Annotated in this window: 22 protein-coding genes; 5 read left to right on the top strand and 17 right to left on the bottom strand. The window is 43.9% G+C overall.

Annotation, left to right across the window (positions count from 1 at the left end):
* Nucleotides 1-264 precede the first annotated feature (264 nt).
* Nucleotides 265-642, top strand: a complete 378-nt coding sequence (locus LG34_RS13345) for an SdpI family protein (RefSeq protein WP_044963221.1) — start codon at nucleotides 265-267, stop codon at nucleotides 640-642.
* A 28-nt stretch (nucleotides 643-670) separates the two neighbouring features.
* Nucleotides 671-1,051 (top strand): hypothetical protein, encoded by a 381-nt coding sequence (locus tag LG34_RS13340; RefSeq protein ID WP_044963185.1) that lies wholly within the window; start codon nucleotides 671-673, stop codon nucleotides 1,049-1,051.
* A gap of 502 nt (nucleotides 1,052-1,553) precedes the next feature.
* Here LG34_RS13340 and LG34_RS13335 read toward each other — a convergent pair.
* The 5 genes from LG34_RS13335 to LG34_RS13315 form a co-directional block, all read right to left on the bottom strand.
* A complete protein-coding gene (locus LG34_RS13335) occupies nucleotides 1,554-1,961 on the bottom strand; it encodes a putative toxin-antitoxin system toxin component, PIN family (protein ID WP_109216504.1) in 408 nt (135 codons plus the stop codon).
* A gap of 11 nt (nucleotides 1,962-1,972) precedes the next feature.
* Nucleotides 1,973-2,266 (bottom strand): type II toxin-antitoxin system RelB/DinJ family antitoxin, encoded by a 294-nt coding sequence (locus LG34_RS13330; protein ID WP_109216503.1) that lies wholly within the window; start codon nucleotides 2,264-2,266, stop codon nucleotides 1,973-1,975.
* 171 nt (nucleotides 2,267-2,437) lie between these two features.
* Nucleotides 2,438-4,630: a phage tail tip lysozyme gene (locus LG34_RS13325; protein ID WP_181369380.1), complete on the bottom strand. Its 2,193-nt coding sequence runs from the start codon at nucleotides 4,628-4,630 to the stop codon at nucleotides 2,438-2,440.
* 59 nt (nucleotides 4,631-4,689) lie between these two features.
* Nucleotides 4,690-6,975: a hypothetical protein gene (locus LG34_RS13320; protein WP_109216501.1), complete on the bottom strand. Its 2,286-nt coding sequence runs from the start codon at nucleotides 6,973-6,975 to the stop codon at nucleotides 4,690-4,692.
* Nucleotides 6,976-7,053: 78 nt separating this feature from the next.
* A complete protein-coding gene (locus LG34_RS13315) occupies nucleotides 7,054-7,461 on the bottom strand; it encodes a hypothetical protein (RefSeq protein ID WP_109216500.1) in 408 nt (135 codons plus the stop codon).
* 260 nt (nucleotides 7,462-7,721) lie between these two features.
* On the opposite strand from LG34_RS13315, the gene LG34_RS13310 reads away from it, so the two are divergent.
* Both LG34_RS13310 and LG34_RS13305 read left to right on the top strand, forming a co-directional pair.
* Nucleotides 7,722-7,985 carry a type II toxin-antitoxin system prevent-host-death family antitoxin gene (locus tag LG34_RS13310; RefSeq protein ID WP_109216499.1) on the top strand — a complete coding sequence of 88 codons (264 nt, stop codon included), beginning with the start codon at nucleotides 7,722-7,724 and terminating at the stop codon, nucleotides 7,983-7,985.
* Nucleotides 7,982-8,314, top strand: a complete 333-nt coding sequence (locus LG34_RS13305) for a type II toxin-antitoxin system RelE/ParE family toxin (protein WP_021738820.1) — start codon at nucleotides 7,982-7,984, stop codon at nucleotides 8,312-8,314. Before LG34_RS13310 ends, LG34_RS13305 begins: the two co-directional genes overlap by 4 nt.
* Before the next feature lie 170 nt (nucleotides 8,315-8,484).
* Here the strand turns inward: LG34_RS13305 and LG34_RS13300 are convergent, their stop codons facing one another.
* From LG34_RS13300 to LG34_RS13245, 12 genes are all read right to left on the bottom strand, one after another.
* Nucleotides 8,485-8,625 (bottom strand): prevent-host-death protein, encoded by a 141-nt coding sequence (locus LG34_RS13300; protein WP_109216498.1) that lies wholly within the window; start codon nucleotides 8,623-8,625, stop codon nucleotides 8,485-8,487.
* A gap of 46 nt (nucleotides 8,626-8,671) precedes the next feature.
* Nucleotides 8,672-9,133, bottom strand: coding sequence for a YaiI/YqxD family protein (locus LG34_RS13295; RefSeq protein ID WP_109216506.1), 462 nt, complete (start codon nucleotides 9,131-9,133; stop codon nucleotides 8,672-8,674).
* Nucleotides 9,134-9,198: 65 nt separating this feature from the next.
* Complete coding sequence (locus LG34_RS13290) at nucleotides 9,199-9,825, bottom strand: DUF6088 family protein (protein ID WP_109216497.1); 627 nt, start codon at nucleotides 9,823-9,825, stop codon at nucleotides 9,199-9,201.
* A 214-nt stretch (nucleotides 9,826-10,039) separates the two neighbouring features.
* Nucleotides 10,040-11,335, bottom strand: a complete 1,296-nt coding sequence (locus tag LG34_RS13285; RefSeq protein WP_158582192.1) for an AAA family ATPase — start codon at nucleotides 11,333-11,335, stop codon at nucleotides 10,040-10,042.
* Between the two features lie 109 nt (nucleotides 11,336-11,444).
* Nucleotides 11,445-11,789: a hypothetical protein gene (locus LG34_RS13280; RefSeq protein WP_109216495.1), complete on the bottom strand. Its 345-nt coding sequence runs from the start codon at nucleotides 11,787-11,789 to the stop codon at nucleotides 11,445-11,447.
* Between the two features lie 62 nt (nucleotides 11,790-11,851).
* The gene (locus LG34_RS13275) at nucleotides 11,852-13,915 is read right to left on the bottom strand and encodes a PcfJ domain-containing protein (protein WP_109216494.1); all 2,064 of its coding nucleotides are present in this window, start codon (nucleotides 13,913-13,915) and stop codon (nucleotides 11,852-11,854) included.
* 16 nt (nucleotides 13,916-13,931) lie between these two features.
* Nucleotides 13,932-14,492 (bottom strand): DUF7666 domain-containing protein, encoded by a 561-nt coding sequence (locus LG34_RS13270; RefSeq protein WP_109216505.1) that lies wholly within the window; start codon nucleotides 14,490-14,492, stop codon nucleotides 13,932-13,934.
* A gap of 137 nt (nucleotides 14,493-14,629) precedes the next feature.
* Nucleotides 14,630-15,169 carry a PcfK-like family protein gene (locus LG34_RS13265; protein WP_109216493.1) on the bottom strand — a complete coding sequence of 180 codons (540 nt, stop codon included), beginning with the start codon at nucleotides 15,167-15,169 and terminating at the stop codon, nucleotides 14,630-14,632.
* A 33-nt stretch (nucleotides 15,170-15,202) separates the two neighbouring features.
* Nucleotides 15,203-20,008: a helicase-related protein gene (locus LG34_RS13260; RefSeq protein ID WP_109216492.1), complete on the bottom strand. Its 4,806-nt coding sequence runs from the start codon at nucleotides 20,006-20,008 to the stop codon at nucleotides 15,203-15,205.
* A gap of 354 nt (nucleotides 20,009-20,362) precedes the next feature.
* Nucleotides 20,363-21,181, bottom strand: coding sequence for a CHAP domain-containing protein (locus tag LG34_RS13255; RefSeq protein WP_109216491.1), 819 nt, complete (start codon nucleotides 21,179-21,181; stop codon nucleotides 20,363-20,365).
* Between the two features lie 18 nt (nucleotides 21,182-21,199).
* Nucleotides 21,200-21,457, bottom strand: coding sequence for a phage holin (locus tag LG34_RS13250; protein WP_109216490.1), 258 nt, complete (start codon nucleotides 21,455-21,457; stop codon nucleotides 21,200-21,202).
* A gap of 2 nt (nucleotides 21,458-21,459) precedes the next feature.
* A complete protein-coding gene (locus LG34_RS13245) occupies nucleotides 21,460-21,771 on the bottom strand; it encodes a hypothetical protein (RefSeq protein ID WP_347486822.1) in 312 nt (103 codons plus the stop codon).
* Between the two features lie 194 nt (nucleotides 21,772-21,965).
* On the opposite strand from LG34_RS13245, the gene LG34_RS13240 reads away from it, so the two are divergent.
* Nucleotides 21,966-22,481 (top strand): hypothetical protein, encoded by a 516-nt coding sequence (locus LG34_RS13240; RefSeq protein ID WP_109216488.1) that lies wholly within the window; start codon nucleotides 21,966-21,968, stop codon nucleotides 22,479-22,481.
* The last annotated feature ends 44 nt before the right edge of the window (nucleotides 22,482-22,525 follow it).

The following is a 22,525-nucleotide window of genomic DNA, read 5'->3' as shown; positions in this document are numbered from 1 at the left end:
CTAACGGCAGTATGATCGACTGCCACCTCCTGATAGCGCGGGCGGCACTCTGCCTGTGTTCTCTTCTGTGTTATCATTTTCTGCTGCATCTTCCCTCCCACTCTTTCTGTCCATATCCTTAGTGTATATATACTTCACATTGCGTTTTGCGGAAACTTCAGATAATCTTAAGAACACTTTCTATGTTTTGTGGTATACTGGAAAAAATTGAAGATGTTCATGCTAAAACAGTATGATAAATCGAAATGTTGGGAGATGGATTTTATGTGCTTTTGGTTGTTTATGTTAATATGTGATTTATTAGTTCCAATTATTATGATTGTCGGTGGAAGAATAATGTGGAAACATTGTCCCAAACATATAAATGGTATATATGGATACAGAACAACTCGTTCAATGAAAAATATGGATACATGGAAATTTGCACACGACTATTGCGGAAAACTTTGGTGGAAAATAGGATGGGTAATGATTATACCCTCTGCTTTGATACATATTCCATTATACCATAGTGATAAGAATACGATTGGAGTTGCAGGATTGATTCTTATGACAATTCAATGTATTCTTTTGATTTTATCAATTTACCCAACTGAGAAAGCTTTGAAAATACATTTTTATGATGACGGAACACGTAGATAAATTTGGACTTGTAAAGGAAATGTACAACATGAAGAAAATCTGCTTAGTGGTTTTTTCAGCTTTAACAATAGTGTTAGAATTATTGCCTTGTGGAACAGTTTGTATTTTTGCAACATCTCCAACAGAAAGAGTAAAAGAAACATTCTCATACTTTAGCCTTACACCGTTTGGCTATGCAAATTTTGCTCCACTTATCACAGCCACACTTACTGTTGCCATCTTCTTGCTTTCATTGTTTTCATTGAAAAAGAATGGTATTCTCAAAGCATTGTTTAACCTTTCAATTATTACTGTAGTTATTTCTCTTTTGCCGTTGATGTACGGCTTAAACTACTACACCCTTGTAGGAGCCTTTATAACAGTAACACTTGTAATAGAAAGTATTTTGGCTAAGATACAACAGAAATAAAATGCTAACTTCAAGTTTGTCAAATTGGAAAATTAGAATTATGGAAGGAGAGTTTGCTTATGGGACAGATAGCAAATCAAATGGCATTAAAATTATTTTTTAAGATTAAAGAGCGAATAAAAGAAAAAAAGAAGCAAAAACAAGACAATAAAAACAATGGTTCAAAGAAATAGACGACTTCCAGTTTTATGAGTTGGCTTATATTGGGGCATCTATTTTTGCGGTTTATTATGATCCTTGCCAAAGGTGTATCCAAGACCAAAACAGGTTAAGCCGAAACTTACCACAGCTATAAAGTCAATACTACATATGGCTTATCCCCTATTGAAAGGCCAACCGCCTACTATTACGGTAGCACTCATGTTTCCATTATAAAGTTCAAATATATATCACATGATTTCTCCCATCGTAGTTTATATCAGAAACAAAGAGAGCATGATTTTATTCTGACAGAATTATTAGCTGCCAGAGTAGAATCCTGCTCTCTTATTCATAATAGACATCATTTCATGATATCCAGTAATTCATTTGGTGTAACAATAAACGGCTTTTTGGGAAAATGCTTGCTGTTTCCAGTCACAAGGTATGCATTTTCATCCTGTTTCGCCATAACAACTTCGTAAAACACAAGATCTTTAGGATCTGGCAAAATTTCATTTGTAATAAGCTGCTCTGCAAATACACCATAGGTTTTTATTGTATCTAAAAGTAATTGAATGTTTGCATCCGGGAACTTAAACTTTGGACGGTGAAGTACATTATCATATTCTGCAAGAATCTCATCATTGAATACAGGAATAATTGTTCCGTCAAAAACAGCATTAAGCACCTGAACCGTTGCCGCATCACTATGTTTGGATAGTAAAGCGGATATAAGAACATTCGTGTCAATAACGACCAGATAATTCATATAGCGTCTCCTTATGCTTTACTATTGCGGGCAAGTTGTATTTCTGCATTTATATCATCTAAAGATAATTCCTGCAGGTTATTTTGTTCAGCAGAACGACGCAGAGCATTAAAGGCAGCGCGCCCATCCTCTAAACAAATGCTTGACTGTGCCGAGATTTCAAATGGGATTTTACGTTCTCTGACAACCGCACGCGCAAAAATATTAAATGCAGTAGAAGCATTCATGCCAAACTCTTTACATAAATTATCAAACTGATTTTTTAGTGATTCATCCATGCGGATACTAAATGTAGCCTGAGCCATAAAACATACCTTCTTTCATAAATATAATCGATTCATTTGTTATATTTATTATACACAGGAAAAGCAAAAATATCAATAATTAGAACACAAATAATTGCAAAAACAACACAATAGGTTCAAATCTTCATGTGGAATATAAGCCCGGTCAGTTTCCACGACCGGGCTTTTTGCTTATCCCTTACTTTGAAACAGACGTTCCGCTTCGTTCATTCTTTTCTTCAAGGCCTGGTACGAATTTTTCCGGCGTGCCGGGTAAAGGTTTCCCGTATACTTTGCCCCTGCCCCACTGGAATCCACTGCACGCTCATAACCGGCACAAAATTCCTGTGCCGACAGTTGCGGATCTGTCGCCGTCTTTAAAAAAGTTACCAGTTCCGGGTAATCGGCAAGCTCATATACCATGAAGCTGACCTGTCCCTGGAAAGAATCCGGGGAATAACCGTTTTGGATACAGTAATTTTTCATATTCCGTAAACGGTCATCTCCCCACTGGCAGATGCCATAATATCTTCCTGTTACATTCGTCGGATCATAGGTACTCTCCACATAGATATTTGCCAGCACACCGCAGGCTCCCGCCTTACTGAACCCACATGTTTTCGTCAGATATTCGTACAACGCATTTTCATCCCCGACACTGCCTGCCAGAGCCGCCACATACGGACGTCCATACCCAACGATGTGGTTATTGGTCTGGAACTTATCAATGCACACCCTTCCCCGGCTATACGATGCCTGGATGATCTCTGCCGCACCATCCCCATCAATGTCACCTGCATACATCGCCACATGGTCAATGTTTTTGTATCTCCCGTTCCCAGCTCCATACTGGTAAAAGATCAGGTCTCCCGGACGCAACTCCCCAGGTCCGGACAGTGCCGTACCGCGCGTGTCACAGTGTTGCCCCAGGTCTGCCGCTGTCATGCCATAAAGGGTATCATATCCCGCCTCCTGATAGCTTTTTGTCACCAGGGAAGAACAGTCGGAAAAACCGGTCAAAAGCCGACGCTCCTGACTGTATATATCCGTACTGTGATTTGCCAGCGCACACTGCACTGCTGTTGCCCCAAGGGTGTAATCCCCAAGAATTGCGCCCCCGCCGCCTACGAAAAATGATGTGTTGCTGGCGGTGGCATTCCGCCAGGAAATGATCTTATTGATGCTCTGTAAATCCTCTTTTGTCATCTGCTTGTGGATCTTTGCCGGACTCCACTGGAGCAGGAAGTCCTTGGCGATGCTAAAGAAGCCAAACACACCCTGATCCTCCGGTGCCGGATCACCCACAAGGAATCTCAGCAGCCGGATTGCAAGGTTTAAACTGTTTTCGTCTGTAACAAAAGCATACTCCCTGGACTGTGTCTGTACCATGGATGCCACCGGTTCCTGCAGGGATATGGTATACTGGCAGGTGATGTAACGGGTGACTTTCTCGGTTGTTATGCTCTCACTTTCAAGCTGCCACCATTCCCCATCAGAAAGTATACCATCCCCATTTTCCAAGTGTTTTTGAAATAAGGCTTCCCACTGCTCTTTTGTTTTTCCACCGATCCCCGCAAGCTGGTCCATTTCGTCCAGATAATAGCGTTTCCCTGTATCCAGGTACTGAAACGTTTTCCCTTCCGAGCCGCAATAACGGTAATAGGCGCGTGTGATCACTTCCTGTGTTGTCTCTTCCCGTACAAGATCTTCCCCTCTCACCCAACTCCCCCATGGGATGCTCTCAATCAGAACGGGTAAGTCTGCTTCCAACACGCTCCCGTCCCCATTTTCCATTTTCGTAATGTCCTCTGTCGTACAGGAATTTTGGATCAGTGGCAGAAAATACTTCTGATAGGTCCCATTGCTCCAGAAGGTATCATAATCAGACACCAGCGTATAGCCTTCGTATACGACTTTTGTCCCGTCTGCATCCACCATCGGCTTCCGTCCTTCCCCGGTTACTTGCGTATGTGCTTCATACACCCCATTATAATCTGCATCTACCGCATCATAGAGGGATTTTAATGTGCCTGCCGAGGGCAGCATATGGGAAGTATCATACGTTCCATACCGGCTCCCGTCAAAATCTGCCAGCAGGGCAGAAATGGAAGCTACATGCCCGGCATCTGAAAAATAGGTATCCATGGCAGCCGTCAGGTTTTCCGTTTCGATCTGAAACATCTCACTGGTATAATCAGCAGAATTTGAAAATCCTAATTGTGAAAAGATCACCCCAAACAGGCTCCCAACCACAAATAGAAAGCCGATCAGCACTGCAAGAATCGTTACCAACACTTTTACGATAAACAGTTTCGGATTTGTCGCTGCACTCACTGCCTGTCCTGCAAACCAGGCAGCCCGCTGTGCTCCTTTGTTCTGTTCCATAAAACTCCTTTCTTGCACAGACAGCCCCATTCCATCCCGGAATGAGGCTTGTCCGTTTATCAGGTTCCATCCCCCACACTGCCATCATTGTTCAAGTGGGTTTTGGTATCATATTTATTCTGAAAAGTTCCATTTTTAAATGTAGTCGCATTCGCATACGCATTGACCGCGCGGTTTGAACTTCCTTCATGGATCTTCAAATACGTGGTATCATCCAGCCGCACACAGGATTCCGGATTCTGCTGTGCGTAAGTTTGCGTCACCCTGGTTCCGCTAAAAGAATGTACCGCACCCTTTTGATCCGCATAGATGCCATGCATTTCCCCGTTTCCGACGGTATGCACCTGGAAGCCCTGGTTTTTTGGCATTGCCGCCACGCCAAAGGAGCGTAACCCTGCCTCATCTGCCAATGCCTGGTTTGCTCCACCGCCTTTAAGCTGTGCCGCCGGGAGTGATTTTGGAGCTCCTGCATAGATATCTGCCCGGTCAGCTCCGACTGCAGTTGCGGCGTCTTGTATTGAAGCATATGCCTGACCACCAACCGTTGCTTCCCATCCGCTTTCTGTTTTGGAAAATTCTGCCGGATGAATGGCTCCGTCTGCTCCATGGAGTGCTCCATAAGCCTTTGCATTTTCTCCTGCCGGACCGGATACGGCATGTTCTGACAATCCTGCTTCAAACGCTGCCTGATCTGCCAGGTTTACATCGGATGCCGCGATCTTTGCCATGTCAAACCCTTTCATGTCGGACCTTCCATCGTACACTGCCATGCTGTCTGCACCCAGGGCAGCCGCTGCCTGCTGTGGAGTTTCATAGGATGTGCCGCCCACCAGCGTATTCCATCCACCGGCATCGTTCTTCTGGAATTTTGCGGCAAACTGGGTATCCTCCCTCTGGAATGCCCCGTAAGCCCGCTCTTTTCCTGGCTTTCCTGCCGCATGTTGCTCCAGTGCGTCACCGGTCTGCTGCAGATCATACGGGTTGATCCCCTGCACACCAGTCAGTCCATGCACCGCATCCGCGCCAGACAACCGGTTTCCGGTAGAAAGATCCCGCCAGCCATCTCCATTTGCTTCTTTCGTTATATTTCTTGCGCTGATGCTTCCATCCGGGGCAGTACGCATAACTGCCATGGAACTGTTCTCTTTTGTTGGCACTTCCCCCTGTTGTGTCTGATACTGCTTTCCACCAAGTGACTCAGAAAATGCCTGGGTATTTGCCTTTACGTCGTTGGAAATTTCGCTCTCATTTAACAGTTCTGCTGCAGGAGTAGCCGTTTTCCTTTCCGCAGAGGTTCCACCGCCTGATGCAGAAGTTCCTTTTGTTTCCCCACCGGTTGGTGTCCCTTTTGCCATCTTTAACGTCTGGAACGCTGTTTTTGCCGAGTTTACAACCATCTGCTGTCCCTTAGACGACAATCCGGCAGATATTCCGCCAATTCCGATCGGCAAGCGGATCGGTTGCATCCCGGTACTGAGCAGACCGATCTTCTCCAATAACTGATCGAGATACTGGAAAAAATCATAAATACCAAGGGTAATGCAAAACAATAAGATGTTGTCCGCAATCAGATCCGATTCCCATAGCAACGTCTGCATCATCGCCCAACAATAGATATACGTCATCATGCCGGAAAAGAGCATGGACAGCGTCGAGGAAATATACAGTTTCAGATAATTCTGTGCCATCTGGCGGGTACTGTTAGAACCAATCGTGCAGATACCAACTGGTGCCAGCACACGCAGTAACTGATAACGCACATAGCGTTTCACGTACTGTACCATCAGTTTGAGATACCGCCACCCAAGGACTGCTGCCAGTACAATGCCGATCAGCATCTGCAATCCGCTCAGACCGATGCCTGAGGAAAAATTTAAGGAACTGGTTACCCCGTCATCGCCAAACTTCTGGTCTGATAAAAGTGCATCCAGGGAAAAATTAGTGGAAAACTCATGTGTCACACCATCCATCCAGCCCCATGCCTTTGCAATGAGGTCTGAAAACAGGTTTAATACCGGTTTTACATTAAATACAAGGAAAAATGCCACTACCGACCAGAGGATCAGGGGCAATGGTTCATCTACTGCCCCCTGTACCTTCTTTGCAAACATGGAACGGTACAACTGATATGCCATGATACCGATCACCCCCGCAACCGCCAGTGGTCCGATCACATCATCCACCAGAAGGTCTAACAGGTTCATTTCTTCCCCTTTGTTAAAAATGTCATGAAATTCCCCGGTTGAAAGTGTCAACGTCCCGGTAAACCACTTCGTGATCAACACAAATGCTCCATAGACCAGATCCTTAATGACTTCCAACAGGGCATTTACAAGCCATGCCATACTATTCCTCCTTCCAAAAAATCTCCCATGCACCAAATGCACAGGAGATCTCTCTATCAGTGAATTGGTTCCTACATCTTAATATAAGGATGCGTTGTCCCCAATTCCAAGGTTCGTAGTAACAAAATAGATGATGGATGCCATCAGCATGATTGCGATCCAGCACACAGCAATCCTCTTTAACCAGGCGATAGATTCTTCCACCGTATTTCTGTTTTTCGAGAAAAACATTAAATACAGACAAATGCCGGCAACACAGCCTGCCGTTACGGATGAAATCCCTGCAATGGATTTGTACAGGGTATTCATCATCCCTTTGGCTTTTGTGAAGATATCACTTCCTTCTGTCGCATGCATCTGTACCACCGCCATACTCCCAAGCAGCATGACACCTTCCAGGCGGATTGCAGCCGCCTTTATCCTTTTCTTCCATACGTTCTGATCCATATTTTGATGTTCAGGTATTCTTCGTGTAAGTGCGTACATTTTTGTTTTGTCCTCCTATGATGTCAATTTGCCGAATCATGTCCGGCTTATATGTTTGATATACGTCACTTTTAAAAATGTGGAAACTAGCAAGGAATTTTTGAAAGCTCGCCGGGAGCATTCCCAAACAGGCTTGTTCCCCTCCCTACCGTCAGATACCTGTGAATCATTGTATTTCTCCTGCTAACACAAATGGAATATCCATTGACTATATAGCAAAATTTGTATATAGTCTTGTTATCAAACAAGGAGGTGTTTTTATGCCAACCATCAGATCAAATGCTGATTTAAAGAAACATTACAATGAAATTTCCACATTTTGTCATAATTATACTGAACCGGTTTTCATTACAAAAAATGGGAAGCTTGATCTTGCTGTCATGAGCATTGAAGCCTACGAAGAACTGACCAGCCGCTTTGAACTTTACAGCCAGATCAAAGAAGGAATGGACGATATTGCCACAGGCAACACCAGACCATTTTCTGAAGCTATGGCGGATATCAGGAGCCGTCGCCGTCGATGAGCTATCAGATTCATATCACGTCCACCGCAGAACACGATATTATGCAGGCAGCGGATTACATCGAATTTACCCTCAAAAATCCGGATGCCGCGGAGCATCTGTTAGATGCTGTGGCTAAGCAGATAGGCTCATTAGCCGACCTGCCACAGAAGTTCCGTCTGGTAGATGAGCCGGTACTTGCAAGTTGGGGCATTCGTTTTGTGATCATCAATCATTACCTTGCCTTTTATACGATTGATGAAGAAAAGCAGACAGTAATCATCGTCCGTTTTCTTTATCAGAAAAGTAACTGGTCTTCCATTCTTCGACAGGGATTTTCCCTCATGTAAGGAATCTGTTTGTATGCAGGTTCCTTTTTTCATGCAATCTTTTCTATCTAATCAGCCATAACCTGTTGTATATGTCACGTCTAATAATACGGAAACAAAAAGAGACAGCCGAAGCCGTCCCGTTTGTTATACTACATGATTCAATTTTTCCTATCCAGGATTTTCAGAAATTATAATGATCCCTGTTGTCTCATAAGCAGTTTCAGTTCATTCAGATCCAGCCAGCCTTTGTCGTCCTTTACTGCATCTTCCGCTTCCTGTAATTTTAGCAAAAGTTCTTTTTCCGCACATTCACGCTCATAATTTTCCATGCGCCATCCTCTCCTTTCTGGGATCAATCACCATCTGCCATTCCATTTAGCTCATATCCACAGCCTGTTGAGCCATCTGTACCATTTTTTCAAATGCCTGTGCAAAATGCTCATCATCCTCACCTGTCCGCTTTTTCGGACCTTTGATGTGATTTTTGCTGGAGCTTCGTCTGGCTTTTTTATTTATATGCCGTTCCATCAGCATCTGATCAATATTTTCATCCGTATACCACTTCCCGGACTGGTGGATTGCATATGCGCCTTTTCCAAGAGCCATTGCTGCCACACCATAATCCTGTGATACTACAATATCCCCTCTATGGCACAGACTGATCAGTTTATAGTCTACTGCATCTGCTCCTGCACCAACCACGATCACTTCACTATATTCAGATGCAAGCACATGGTTCGTATCACAAAGCAAAGTAACTGGCACATCATATTTTTCAGCTATTTTCTCAACGATTCCTACAACTGGACAGGCATCGGCATCTACAAATATCTTCATATTTTCCACACTTTCTTTATTTACTGCAACACCACAACACACTCATTTTTGCTAGTCCTTTATCACTATACAAAAAACTCATATAAACCCATTTCATAAATTGAACGGTATGTCCTGTCTGGATATTGCCTGATATAAAGGTCCACATCCATTTTACAAATTTGCTCATCCACAATATACCGTTTTATACGCTCAATATACACTTCATTATTTTTATCCATATACAACTCTACGTCTTTGAGAAAATCCAAGAACTGTAATATTTTATAATTTTCCTTAGTAACAGGGATTTTTGCTTTACGAAGAATCACTTTTCTTCCCTGCAAGTTCACCTCTTGCACTTTCGCACTTGCATTATTTGATACGATTTCTAATGTATACGGCACCTGTGTAATAACTCCAAGCTGATTTGCGAACGTATAACCAGAATAATAACCATCAATCCTTTCGTTTCTGGAAACGTATTTATATCTTGCGACGGTATCAGCCCCAAGCGGGACACCTCCCGTCAGCCGACTTTCTTTCGGGAGATAATAAATACCAGTATCAAATCTCTTAATCTTTCCCGAATCACATAGTAAATTAAACATCTGCTGGAGATTGGCATCTAATATCGAAATCTGAAGATCAGAAACAAAGATAGGTTCATTCGATTTATAATTGGAAATCAAATATTTATATAACTTTGTCATAAGCCTCTCCTAACAACTTTTTCTTATATTCAACATAACATATTTTGATCCCTTCTGCCAAATTACATTATACTCATTTTACATATTCAAATAAACAAAAACAGGCTCTGATTCAGAATCTCTCTAAATCAAAGCCTGCCTGATACGTTTGCTACCTAATTATGTTTTTCCAACCAATTATCTGGATATTTCAAAACACTTTTCTATACAATGTTTACATCTGCTCTAAATCCAGTTGTATATGCATCGCTGTAAGATCAGGATCATCCCCAAGGATTTCATCCAGGTTTCCAAGGATCTCATTTGCCAGTGTATACTCTTGTGCATCGATTGCATGATAGAACTGCTCAAATTTCTCCATAATGTCATCTGGACGCTCTTTTACACGCATAATCGCACGCAAGATGCCATTCGCATCTTTTCCATAGGTCTCTGCAGGTGCCGGTAATGCCTGATAGTTTTCCAGTACAACCACCTGCTCCCTTGCTACTGAATTGATCACTTCCGGAGCATGTGTGCTGACAACAAACTGGACATTTGGGAAAATTTCCGTCAGGTCATGTAAGATCTGTTTCTGCCATGCCGGATGAAGATGAAGATCCACCTCATCAATCAAAATGATTCCATCCGTTTTTTTGCAGACTTCGCCCAGGCATTGAGGGTTCAATACAGCCATACGGTATGCAATATCTGCCACCAGACTGATCGTGCTTTTATAGCCATCACTCAACTGGTTTAGTGGGATACGCATGCGCATTCCCTGTGCATCCGTATAAGCAACATCAATTTCCTTGGTTCCTATATTGTACTGAATCTTTGCATCGTTGGAACCGGTGATCCGATTGTAGCATTGCTCCATCGCGGAAAAAACTGCTTCCAGCTCCGGTACAGGTCCATACCCATTTTCCTGATTCTGGTATTTTTGCACTGTCATTTTTAAGAACCAGTTCATCATCAATTTGATATTTGCCGTTCCGCTCATACAATCAATGTAACCGTTCGTTCTTGTATTTTTTTCAGAAATGTCCGTCTGCTTTTCACGATGATAATCCCATTGTCTGCCTGTACCATAGTAAGCAATGATCGGCAACAGTAATGAGGTATCCCCTTCCTGGAGCCGTTTCTGGTAATCTGATGCAACTTCCAGGATCTGTTTGGCATCTTTTATCGTGGTTTTCCCTTTTGCAGTATTTAGCGTTCTCTCCCAGTAAATCTCCGGTCTTTCATCCAACTGTGCCCATGCACCTATCCGAACCGGATACTGTGGCTGCACGTTATCGGTACTTCCGATCTTATATGCCTTCAGATGAGCACTTTCCTTCGTGATGTTCATAGCTTTTGCTCCATCAAAAGCCGTAAACATGGTACTCATTGCAATGGCAATGCTTTCCAACAGAGATGTTTTTCCGGCACCATTCGCACCAACAACCAATGTCAGTTTCTTTTGTAAGTCAGCCTCGACTTTTTCAAAACATCTAAAATTCTCTAAAGAAATCTTTTTCAGATACACTTTCTCTGTCTCCTGCACACATCCTTTTGCAGATGCGCTTCCATCTCCTTTTACCTATCTACTAGCATATACTATTGTTTCAAATCAATCAATTTATTTTGAAAACTTTCTATGTTTCCATCAGGTCAGCTCCTAAAAATAGGTCGGGTTGGTCCTCAATGACATATTTTTCATTGATTTCTCCAAAAGTTTCCTCTAGCCAATCACTTGATGTGCCGTAAGCAGTTACATGGGTGCATGAATCAATAGATGTAAATTCATACCCCTTCTCTTTTAAAACATCTGCCCATATAGGAACGTCCTCATAATCAGCTCCGTTGATAAAAATCTCGCAGGATATTTTTTCCAACTCTGACAACACTTCTGCCGGAGCATCTGTTCTAAATACTAATAATTCTCCACCCATGCGAGTTCCATCTGACAAGGTTATTAATCTTTTTTCTGTTTTTTTCATCTATATTTCCTCATATTTTTCTTGGGAATATGTATATTAACGAAATATGCCTTTGTAAATCTTTATGCTTCCATCAGGTCAGCTTCTAAAATATCCGCCAGCAGTTCCCCTGCATGGCTTCCGCCATGGACGGTGACTTTGTCGTTACGCAGGGACTCCAGTTCATACATCCTCAACTGGCGACTGATCTCCTGACGCTCAAAATCCTCCTGTGAAAGCCTTGGTCTGATCGCCGCCTGCCACTTTTTCAAAAACTTCTCTGCCCGGTGATAATCATTATTCTGGTTATCTCCCACCGTCCGCTTCTGACGTGTCGTACCATCCGGTTCGATCTCCAGCGTATAATAGGGTTGCTCCATTGCTTTTGTCCGACGCAGAAACACAATATAGGACTCCTGGTTTGCGATCCGCTCAAAATAGCGGTCTGAACGGTCAAGACAATGTTTCAATGCCTGTCCTTCCTCTATGATCTGCTCAATCTTTTCCGGAACCACAATCGAAAATGTCTTTCCAACATACTCATATTTTTCTTTGATGGATGCCAGTACCGTTTCCACACGTGGAAATTTATTAGCGATCTCTACAACCCGGAGCCCTTTCTCCTTTCCTCCACACTGGGAGAGCACTTCGCGGTGCGCCAAAAGCAGGTCGCGGGGACGTAAGACCATATCCTGATCCATCGGCATCTTCAGATATGCCGCCATGGAAAGGTAATCTTCCCAAGTGCCAAGCAGTTCCCGCATGTGCCGTCTGCCCTTGCATCCAGTCGCCTGCCGTTTCAGGTAATTATAGATGACCGTCGGAGATAGTGGCACACCGGAAATATTTACAGGCTCAATGCCTTCTTTTGCCATTCCACAGATAACCGCATTGGGAAGTGTAAGATGCTGTTGCTCCATATACTGAAACCACAGTATCTCCTCTTTTCCCCCATTGATCTGCCGCAGTCTGTGAAAGGCATCCTTCGTAAGTCCAAATAACTCCCATGGTTTTTTTGCTTTCAGATTCAGCTTTGACAGATCCATCTGTAATGCAAGTTTCCTAAGTCCCGCTTTGACCATCTGCTCCAATACTGGGTATTTTTCATAGCGCTGCAGGTATTCAATCGGGGAAAATCCCGGTTCTTTCCGCAACTGTTCCAGTGCCGAGTATTGGTATTTTGTACCTTTGGTAAGGCTTTTGCGAAACGTATAGGGATAGATGGGACCATTTTCGATCCGTATCATCCCACCTAGGTCAAAATAACCAAAATTGGCATCGTCCCAGAATACCTCTCTGGTGAGATAACTATATTTCGCATAGAAAGTCCTCTCTTTCCCATGCCGGAGAAAGATTCTTGCACTTTCCTCACATCCATACTTTTCCTTGGCAACCGCCAGTTTCATCCAGCTTATGAAATGCCGTTCCACATAACCGCCTTCCACACGCTGGAACAGGATCACTTCCCGTTCTTTATACTGAACCGGACGCGGATTTTTATGTTTATAATCCATGCGGCGTGTCCTGGTCTTTGCGTTACACTTTGGGCAGATATACGTCTGGTTTTGCTGCATGTTTTCCACTACGGACTCCTGCCCGCAGTTGGAGCAGATTCCGGTCGTCTGTTTTCGCCGTCGGAACGGCTCATAAGTAAACAGATGTTCCTCACACTGTTTTCTCGCCCATCTGAAAAATCCGGATGGGATCTCCGGCACCAGTGCCTGAAACTCCTGAATCCGGTCTCTTCGGATCTCGTGTTTGCGTTCCGTCAGTTTCTGTTGACAATCGTGTTCTTTTAACCCGATCCATCCGCACAGATTTTCCTTTTCTACCCCGGTTCCGCCATCATCATAGGAAACTGCCTGCTTTACCAGTAAGTCTGACTCGATCACTTTTGCGATCTGCTTTTGGTCCCAACTGTCCGGCAAAACCACGTATGTCTCATGTTTCTTCCCCTGAACGGTAACCGAAGTTCCTTCCGGGTAATAATTGGCATATTCCTTCTTACCGATGCAGACCCGAAGCTGTGGTTTGTCAGATACAAAATCGACGATGAGATACATCCCATCGTCGATCACTGCTTTCCTTATTGCGATACTATATTTTTCTTCCGGCCATGGATAACCTTTTATCACTTGTCGTTTCATATTTTCCTTTTCCTCCTTACATAAGCACTTGATTTCCGTTCACGTCATAATAGACATCCGGAAGATATCGTTTCCCGTCTACCACACACACCGCGATCTCTGTGATTCCACATCCATCCGGTGCTTCCCTGGCAAGCCCTAATACTGCACCCAGACCACCCTTAGCTGTTGGATTTTTTCCCCGGCTGACTGCCATCTGGTTGCGGTCTGCAACTGCACGTTCTCTCTTTACATTGGCATTCCAGTTACGTGTCGGATGCTGCACCATATAGACCAATGCCACATAGATGTACGCCTCTTTTGTCATCTTTTTTAGCAACCGGAGCCTTGTGCATGCGATCTTGGAATCACAGGCATCCTCGTCAATGTCTCCATCTGCCGCCACCATGTAATATACCGCCTGTTCCCATACCGGGTAGTAGCTTAAGCAGTCCAGCGGATCTTCCGCGCAGTGAAAACCTGTCTCCCTGCATTTTGCCTCCTTGATCTCATTCCACTTCTGTAACTGGTATTGGTAAGTACTGCCGCCTGCCTGACAGGACAGGTCCGGTCGGAATGCCTTATATGCGATCTTCATATATCCCCTTTCCCAGACAGCCTTCTTGCTGCCTGTCTTCATTTCTTTTTTGTAACAGCAGACAGGGATAAAATCCCCGTCCAGGGCATTCCCGCCCTGCCACACAAACTAGGTGCTGCCACATTTTTCATTTTTTCTTATATCTGAAACAGCGATAACTGACCGTCCAGTTCTTTGCGTCTGCTCTTTTTTGCTTTGGATGGCTTCAGGTCTGGCGCATCGCCGCCTTCTTTTCCAAGCAGGTTATCGAGCAATGGTTTTGCCGGCTTTTTGACCGTCTGTTTCTTCTTTTTGGAAGTCTGTGCCGCTTCCTGCTTCTGCATTTCTTTCTCATAAGCTTCCTTATCGTCAAGCTCATAATACTCATCGATCCACTCGAATAACACATCGGAAGAAACCGGTGTCACGATCGGAGCTTCCTGCTTTCGGGCAAGTTCTTTTTCCTTCTCCGTCGGCGTGCGGATCTCCATGATCTTTTTCATGGCATACTTCATGCAGCGTGTGAAACTCTTATGGGGCAGTAACACCCGCGCTGCATATTCCGGACTTTTCTCGCACCGTTCCTCCAGCTCCTCAAAGATGCAGTCAAACTGTGCCCTCATCATGTCCCGATACGAATCGTTAACACTTTCCAACAATTTCTCTTCTTCCTGTTTCAGTTTTTCTTTTACTGTCATGTTTTTCTATCTCCTTTATTTCCTACTGCCGCTTTATGCGACTGCTTCCCCGCTGTCATCCTCCCGGTCAAGTTCCAGGGACGCATTGATCTGTGAGAGCCGCTGGCTCTTTTCGATCAGTTCCGCTTCCCGCTCAAACGGCTTTTCATATTCCTCTTTTGCTGTTTTCAGCGCATATCGGTATTCCTCTATCTTTCCTTTGATCTTCTGCTCCATCTTGTCCCATGACGCGTAAAAATTATCCAGACGCCGGATACAGCCGCTTCCGGACAGGGACGCATCAATCCAGTATGTGTTCCGACCACAGATACCTAAGTTCCGACCAAAGATGTCCTGCTGATATAAGATATTAAAGCCTCTGTACCGTCCCAATTCCACTTTCACACCCTTTGGCGCACGTAAGAGCAGATCTTCCACCGCCTGTGCAGCTTCCACATGTTCCAAATAGGCGATACCTTCCACTTCCATGCAAAACATATCTTTTGTTTCCTTAGCAATGGTTTTCTGATCCTCCTGCAGCCGGGAGAGCTTTTCCGTCTCTTTTCGGATGCGTGCCGGATATTCTTCCAGATAGGCATCCTGCAGGGCGTACCTTTGGGAGTCATAGTGTGCCTTTAACAGTTGGAGCTTTTGCACCTCACTGTCTAACTCCATCTTCTCCTTGATCAACGGGTTACCTGTGGCGATCGCTTTCAGCTCCGCAAAATTTAGCACCATCTCATCTATGTCATCACAGGTACGTGCTGTCGTTCCCGCATGCATCACTTGGGAGATGAAACGCTGCTTATTTTCCAGCACAGACCATAAAAACGCATCAAAGGTATCCTGTGTCACATACCGATAGATACGGACGCTGGTATTTTCGTTCCCCTGCCGTATCCCGCGCCCTTCCCGCTGTTCGATGTGGGCCGGGACCCATGGGCAGTCGATATGGTGCAGGGCAATGACATGGTCCTGTACATTGACTCCGGTGCCGCATTTTTCGGTAGATCCTATCAGTACCCGGATTTCCCCTTCCCGCACCAGATCAAGCAGTCGCTGCCGTTTTTCCTCTGTTTTTGCATCATGGATAAACGCGATCTGCTCTTTTGGGATTCCATTCTGTATCAGTCCTTCTTTGATATAGGAATAAACGCTGAACCGGCTCCCGTCATTTGGGGTTCCGATATCCGAAAAGACAAGCTGAGTCCCGATCTTTCCTTCTGCTAAAACCGCATCATACTCCTGTTTCACACATGCGATGCACTGCTCCAGCTTTCCATCCAGGTTTTTTGGTGCTTCCAGATCCAGAAGTCTGGCATCTGTGCCAAGCAGCCTTGCATCCGTTGTCAGCTTCAAAAAATTATCCACTGAGGCATCCACGCCCCCGTTATGAATCTGCTCTGCCCGCGTCACGAAACTGTCCATGATCTTTCTTCCATAAGCATCCAGTTTTGCGACCTGCACCCGGTATTCTGCCTCCGGCACGTCAAGGTCTAACTGATCCCTGGTCTGCACGTCGGCAATCTCCCGGAACATCGTCAGCAGCTCCGGCAGGTTCCTAAAACGGTTAAACCTGGTCTTAAACCGGTAGCCATTGCCTTCCACTGCCAGCTCCAATGCCGTCGTTGTCTCCCCATAGGTCGCTGCCCAACTGTCAAACTGCTGTAATCCCATCTTTGAAAGTTTGTCGCTTTGCAGGTAACGCTGCATCACATACATTTCACAGATCGAATTTGACACCGGTGTCCCCGTCGCCAGGATCACACCGCGCCCCGGCGTGCATTCATTCAGGTACTGACACTTGGCAAGCATATCGGATGCCCGCTTAGATGCAGCACTTGTAATGCCGGGGATGTTTCCCATCTTGGAAAAGATCTTGCAGTTTTTGTAGATATGTGCCTCGTCGATAAAGATGCAGTCGATCCCAAGTTCTTCAAAACAGATGACATCATCTTTTGATGCATCCTGCAGTCTCTTCAGTTCTGTCTCGATCGACTTTCGCTCCCGCTCCATCTGTTTGACCGTCCAGTGTTCCCCCGTTCTGGCTTTCAGTTCTTCAATCCCCATAAGGATCTCATTCAACTGTCTCTGTAAGATCATCTTCTCTCGATCCGGTGAAATCGGAATGCGTTCAAACTGACTGTGGGACATGATCACACAGTCATACTCCATGGTCGCAAGGCGTGAGATGAATTCTTTCCGGCGGTTTTTCGTAAAATCCCGCTCGGAAGTCACAAGGATATGTGCCCCAGGATACAGGCGCAGAAACTCGGAAGCCATCTGGCGGACCAGTGTTTTTGGTACACTGATCAGCGGCTTTTGTGCCAGTCCAAGGCGCTTGAGTTCCATGCAGGCAGCAATCATTTCAAAACTCTTTCCAGCCCCGACACAATGTGCCAGCAGGGTATTTCCGGATAAAAGTATCCGGGCCACCGCATTCTTCTGGTAAGGCTTGAGTTCGAATGCCGGGTTCATCCCCGGAAACGTAAGGAAACTGCCATCGTATTCCCGCAGTCTTGTATGGTTGAATGTTTCGTTATAATATCGGACGTACTTTTTCCTTCGTCCCGGTTCCTCAAACAGCCAGCTCTTAAACTTCATCTGAAGGAGCTCCTGCTTTTCGGAAGCCAGCATGGTCTCTTTCTGGTTCACCACATAAGTCACGCTGCCATCGGAATGATCGATCCGGTCTTTGACTACTACTTTCCGCATGTTCAACGATGTCTGGAAGATTGTATAGGCATCCATCCGCACGGTTCCATAGGTCTCACTCGCTTGCAAAACAGATGCCTGTGATGCCTTATTGGTGATAAAGTAAGCCCCTGTGACGGGATTTTGTTTTACCGCAATGTCCGTATCGGAAGGGTGTTTCGGATCACGCCGGTAATATCCCGGTGTCCCAAGCGTTTCATACAGAAATGCTTCATAATCCGCTGCTTCGATCCATGGGATTCCGATCTGGATGGAGATGTCCCCTGCCGGGATATCCTCCGGCTGCACCTGCTCCAATGCCTTGACATTTTCTGCAAACAGCTTCGGGTTAGCCCGGAAAGCGCCTTGCGCAAAACGTAGCTTCTTTCTGACATTGCCGGACAGATATTCCCCGGCAGTCACCCATCCCTCGTAAGGTGTCTGTTTCCGGTAACGTGCCGGATCTGGGTAGATCAGTCCCTGCAATTCCTGAATCAGACGTTTCATGGCATCTTCCGTTGTCTCATCTTCTTTTTGCACCAGTCCTGCCATATACGGCAGATTGATCTTTCCATACTGGTTTAAGCTCAAACTGATGGAATCCACTGACGAATCCACCTTTGTGACCACTTCCTGTCTACGCATGGTGCAGTGATAGAAAATATCCGCTTTCCGGACGTGATCCTTTTCCACGATCTCTAAGGCACACAGCAGCGGATAGTCTGCATCCTCCCGGAAAACCTTGTTTCCCATATTGGTCAAATGCCCATACCGTTTCACATACGCATCATAAGTCTGGTTTAGCTGGCGGCGCACACACGTAAGTTCCTCTTCTGTTCCCGTCTTTTGCTGTAACTTTAACAGGCGGTGTACCAGATGCCGGATCTCATCCATCCCGGCAATCCTCTGGCGTGCCATTCTTCCGACAGAAACCGCTTCCATCACAGAATTCCGTTTGAAATATAGTGCCCCGCGTTCATCGAAAAAGTAGGTGTAATTCTTCACATCCGCCGGTGCCGGCGCATACACTGATTCCACTGTATGTACGCATTCCGGCAGCGTTCCCTTGATCCGGTCCAGTGCCGCTTTCACATCATCCGCACAAAAATCCGGTTTTGTGATGAAAAACGCATGTGGGAATCTGGTATCTGCCTGCAGATCACCCAGGACCTGCTCCGGATGATCTACAAAATACGAATTGATCCGGAAGCCATTCGGTGTCTGTACCGTATCCACCCATGTGACAGTATCCGAAAGCGCATGCTCCTTCTTTTGCAGCACCAGGATGTCACTGGTGACTTTCGTCCCTGCCATTCCCTGAAATGCTTCTATGGGAAGCCGCACTGCTCCAAGCAGTACTGCCTTTTTTGCCAGCAGTTTCCGGAATGATGTATTTTTCCCATCCAGTGTCCCTTTTGCGGTGATCAGGATTGCAATCCCGCCAGCCCGCATCAGGTCCACGCTCCTGACCAGAAAATATTCATGGATTTTTAGATGAAAATGATCATAGCGCGCATCTGCCACCTGGCTATTTCCGAACGGGACATTTCCAATGACACAGTCGAAAAAGTTATTCTCATACCCGGTATTTTCGAGTCCGGCCTGTGTGATCTCAGCCTTTTGGTAGAGTTGTTTTGCGATACGCGCACTCACAGGATCGATCTCTACCCCATAGCGGTGGATCATCGGACCTGCATCCATAATGCTAAAAAAATTTCCAATCCCAAGCGACGGCTCCAGCAAGTTTCCCTGGAAAAAGCCAAACCGCTTCAAGGTTTCCCACATGGATTTAGCGATTCCCTGATCCGTATAAAAAGCATCCGTAACCGTTGCCCTGGCAGCCAGGTATTCTTCTTTCGTAAATAATTCCTGCAGGAGTTTGTGTTCGGACGCCCACGCTGCATCATCCTCTGAAAATGCCTGGGAAAGACCGCCCCATCCGACATATCGTGCCAATACTTCCTGCTCTGTCTCTGTTGCCAGACGTTTTTCCCTCTCCAGATGTTTTAACAGCCTGACTGCTTCTACATTTTGCACAAAACGTGCTTTTGCTCCCAGATGCGTGACATCGCCATGAAACCGGAAATCCCTTCTTTGTTGTTTCTTCTTTTTCTGCCGGAATCCAAACCAGTCATACGACAAGAAAAAGGTAAAAAATTGCCTCATTTCTTTTTTCTTTCCTCCTTTTTTGCATACAAAAAATCCGCACCAGTGTGCGGATTCCTTCTTTCTATCTATGTATAAACGGGGTTCCCCCGATTGTATTTTGATTTCTCGCAGGCGATCTCCTGCCCATTCGACGATGCTGCCACATCTGTTCTGATCGTGGGGATATGCTCCCACCTATGATTTGCTGTCCCAACGGGACATATGATTTCTTCAGGTCTGATCCTGATCTATGACTGATATTGTTTATATACGTCAGTTTCCTGCATGTGGAAACTTCATGAAACATGGCAAGTCCAAAATGCGTATAATCTGAGGGTTTTGGATCCCACCAAACGTTTCTTTCAATACCACTTATACCTGTTCTTTTTTTAAATACTCTGAAGATACATAACCTATTAAATCATTATAGGTAACCAAAAACCATTTCACATTTTTTATCGTTGTATAATATCCATAACAAATGACCTGTTCCTGATATGGAATCGTCAGAATAAGATTATCTTGTGATATTTCACCTGGTTTATACCGTAAATTAAGTCCCTCTTTGGCAATAATCAAATATTTACCTGCATATGTATTTTCTTTTTCTTTCGCATATGCAACTTTCTTCTCTGATTTATTTGATTCTGCTGTTTTTGAAATCTGTTGATTCGTGATTGTACTTTGAGCTTTGCTTCCATAATCTGGTAAACAATATCCTCGAATATATCGTCCATTCACCTGTATATTTCGATATGCAACAGCATTTCCCTTATTTCCCTCTATTACTTTCATCATATTCCCAGACACTTCTACAACAATACCAATATGATCTGGCATTCCTGTACAATCACCCTGACCATTATCGTCCCAATCATATAGTAACAAATCCCCCTTTGACGGGGCATAATCATCTGCTTCCTGCCAGCGATCAGCTTTTTTGTACAACTCAATCATTACATTGCAACTGCATTCTACAAACATTATATCTGTCAAACCACATAACATAGAAATTACAGATACAAAAACTGCACACCAATAATCCTTATAGGTAACCTTGTAGCTTCTCGGTAAGGGTTGATATGTATTATACCTATCTATAATTTTTTTATATGTACCATCCTGCTTGTTATAACCCAAATAACTTATTGCAGTATTAACAACATTTTGTCGAATTTCATTTTCTGTCATATCTATTTTCTCCAATTATTATTTTGGTTGAGAGTATTCCATGGCAGCTTTACTATCAGACAATCCTACTGTTGTTGGATCATTAATTACTCCCACGATAACTAATACTGTAAATACCGCATCCACTAAATCTAGTAATTTACCTTGTACTTTTTCAACTTCAAAAGAATATCCAAATATACTTAATATCACCTGTACCAGCATCATCATTGCAGGAATAAATGTAACCCAAAAATTTTTATTTTTTAAGCGCACACGCCAATTAATTGATTTCATTTCTATTTTCCTTTCTCTGTAAGTTTCAAATTTTCAATTTCTAATTTCATCTTAACAATTGTTGCATCTTCATCAAGTTCATGATAGACATCATACATTTTGCAGAAATTTTCATATGCATTTGTAGAAATATACCCCTGCTCCATGTATCTATCGTGACATTCTATTAGTTGCATCCTCAAAAGCAACATCGTACCTTTTTTAGATGCATTACGATCCCTCGTCTGGCTTTTCAATAACCAAACAATGTAACCTAACAAAATAGGCAATACAATCGTATAAGTCTGCATTAGCAATTGTTCCATTGCATTCACCTCATCTCTTTGTTATTGTGTTATAAAAATATTTTTATAGCTTTCACTTTATAAAGACAAATTTCTTATTCAGATGTAAATTAAAAGTGTTTTTACATCTTTATAAATAATCCAAATATATATTTACAATTTATCCAACAACCTGCTCTTTATAAGATGTAATGCATTACAAATATATAATTTGGAGGAAAAAAATGTCATATCACGCAAGAAACAAAGGTGGATTAAAAAAAGTCTATAGTAATACTGCATTATCAGATGGTATTGATTGCAATCCCAGCCCAGGAAAACTGTATACTGGAGAAGGATTCATTGTTTTAGGTCCCGTTAGTTCGGTTAATCCTACATTAGAAATTTACTTTAGAAATTCTTCTGGTAAACTGGTTAAGGGATTTATTGAACCTTCTAATGTAGAAAATATGATTTATTCAGGCGTAAAAGTAAATAGTTCTGTGGTTGGAACAAATTATCGTTTCAAATTACGAAGGAATTTATCTATTGTAGACAAAAATAACTATGTACAGTTTGTTTTAAATGCCGGGAACTATATTTACACTAATACAGGTACCGCTGGAAAAACTCAAAAAGAAAATTTAGCTATAAACGCTTACAAAAAAGATGGAAAAATTACATATTATAATGGTTTTGTTCGTCTCCACTACTCTGCTGGATCTATGTTATCAAGCAATTTCGATCTTATTGCAGAATAAAAAAGTGTCTTCGACACTTCAACTCCCCTGCCCCTCACTCATGA

It is taken from the genome of Eubacterium ramulus (genome assembly GCF_003122485.1).
Lineage (GTDB): Bacteria > Bacillota > Clostridia > Lachnospirales > Lachnospiraceae > Eubacterium_I > Eubacterium_I ramulus_A.
Note: the sequence above shows the minus strand (reverse complement) of the source record. Positions and strands in the feature narration are given on the sequence as shown.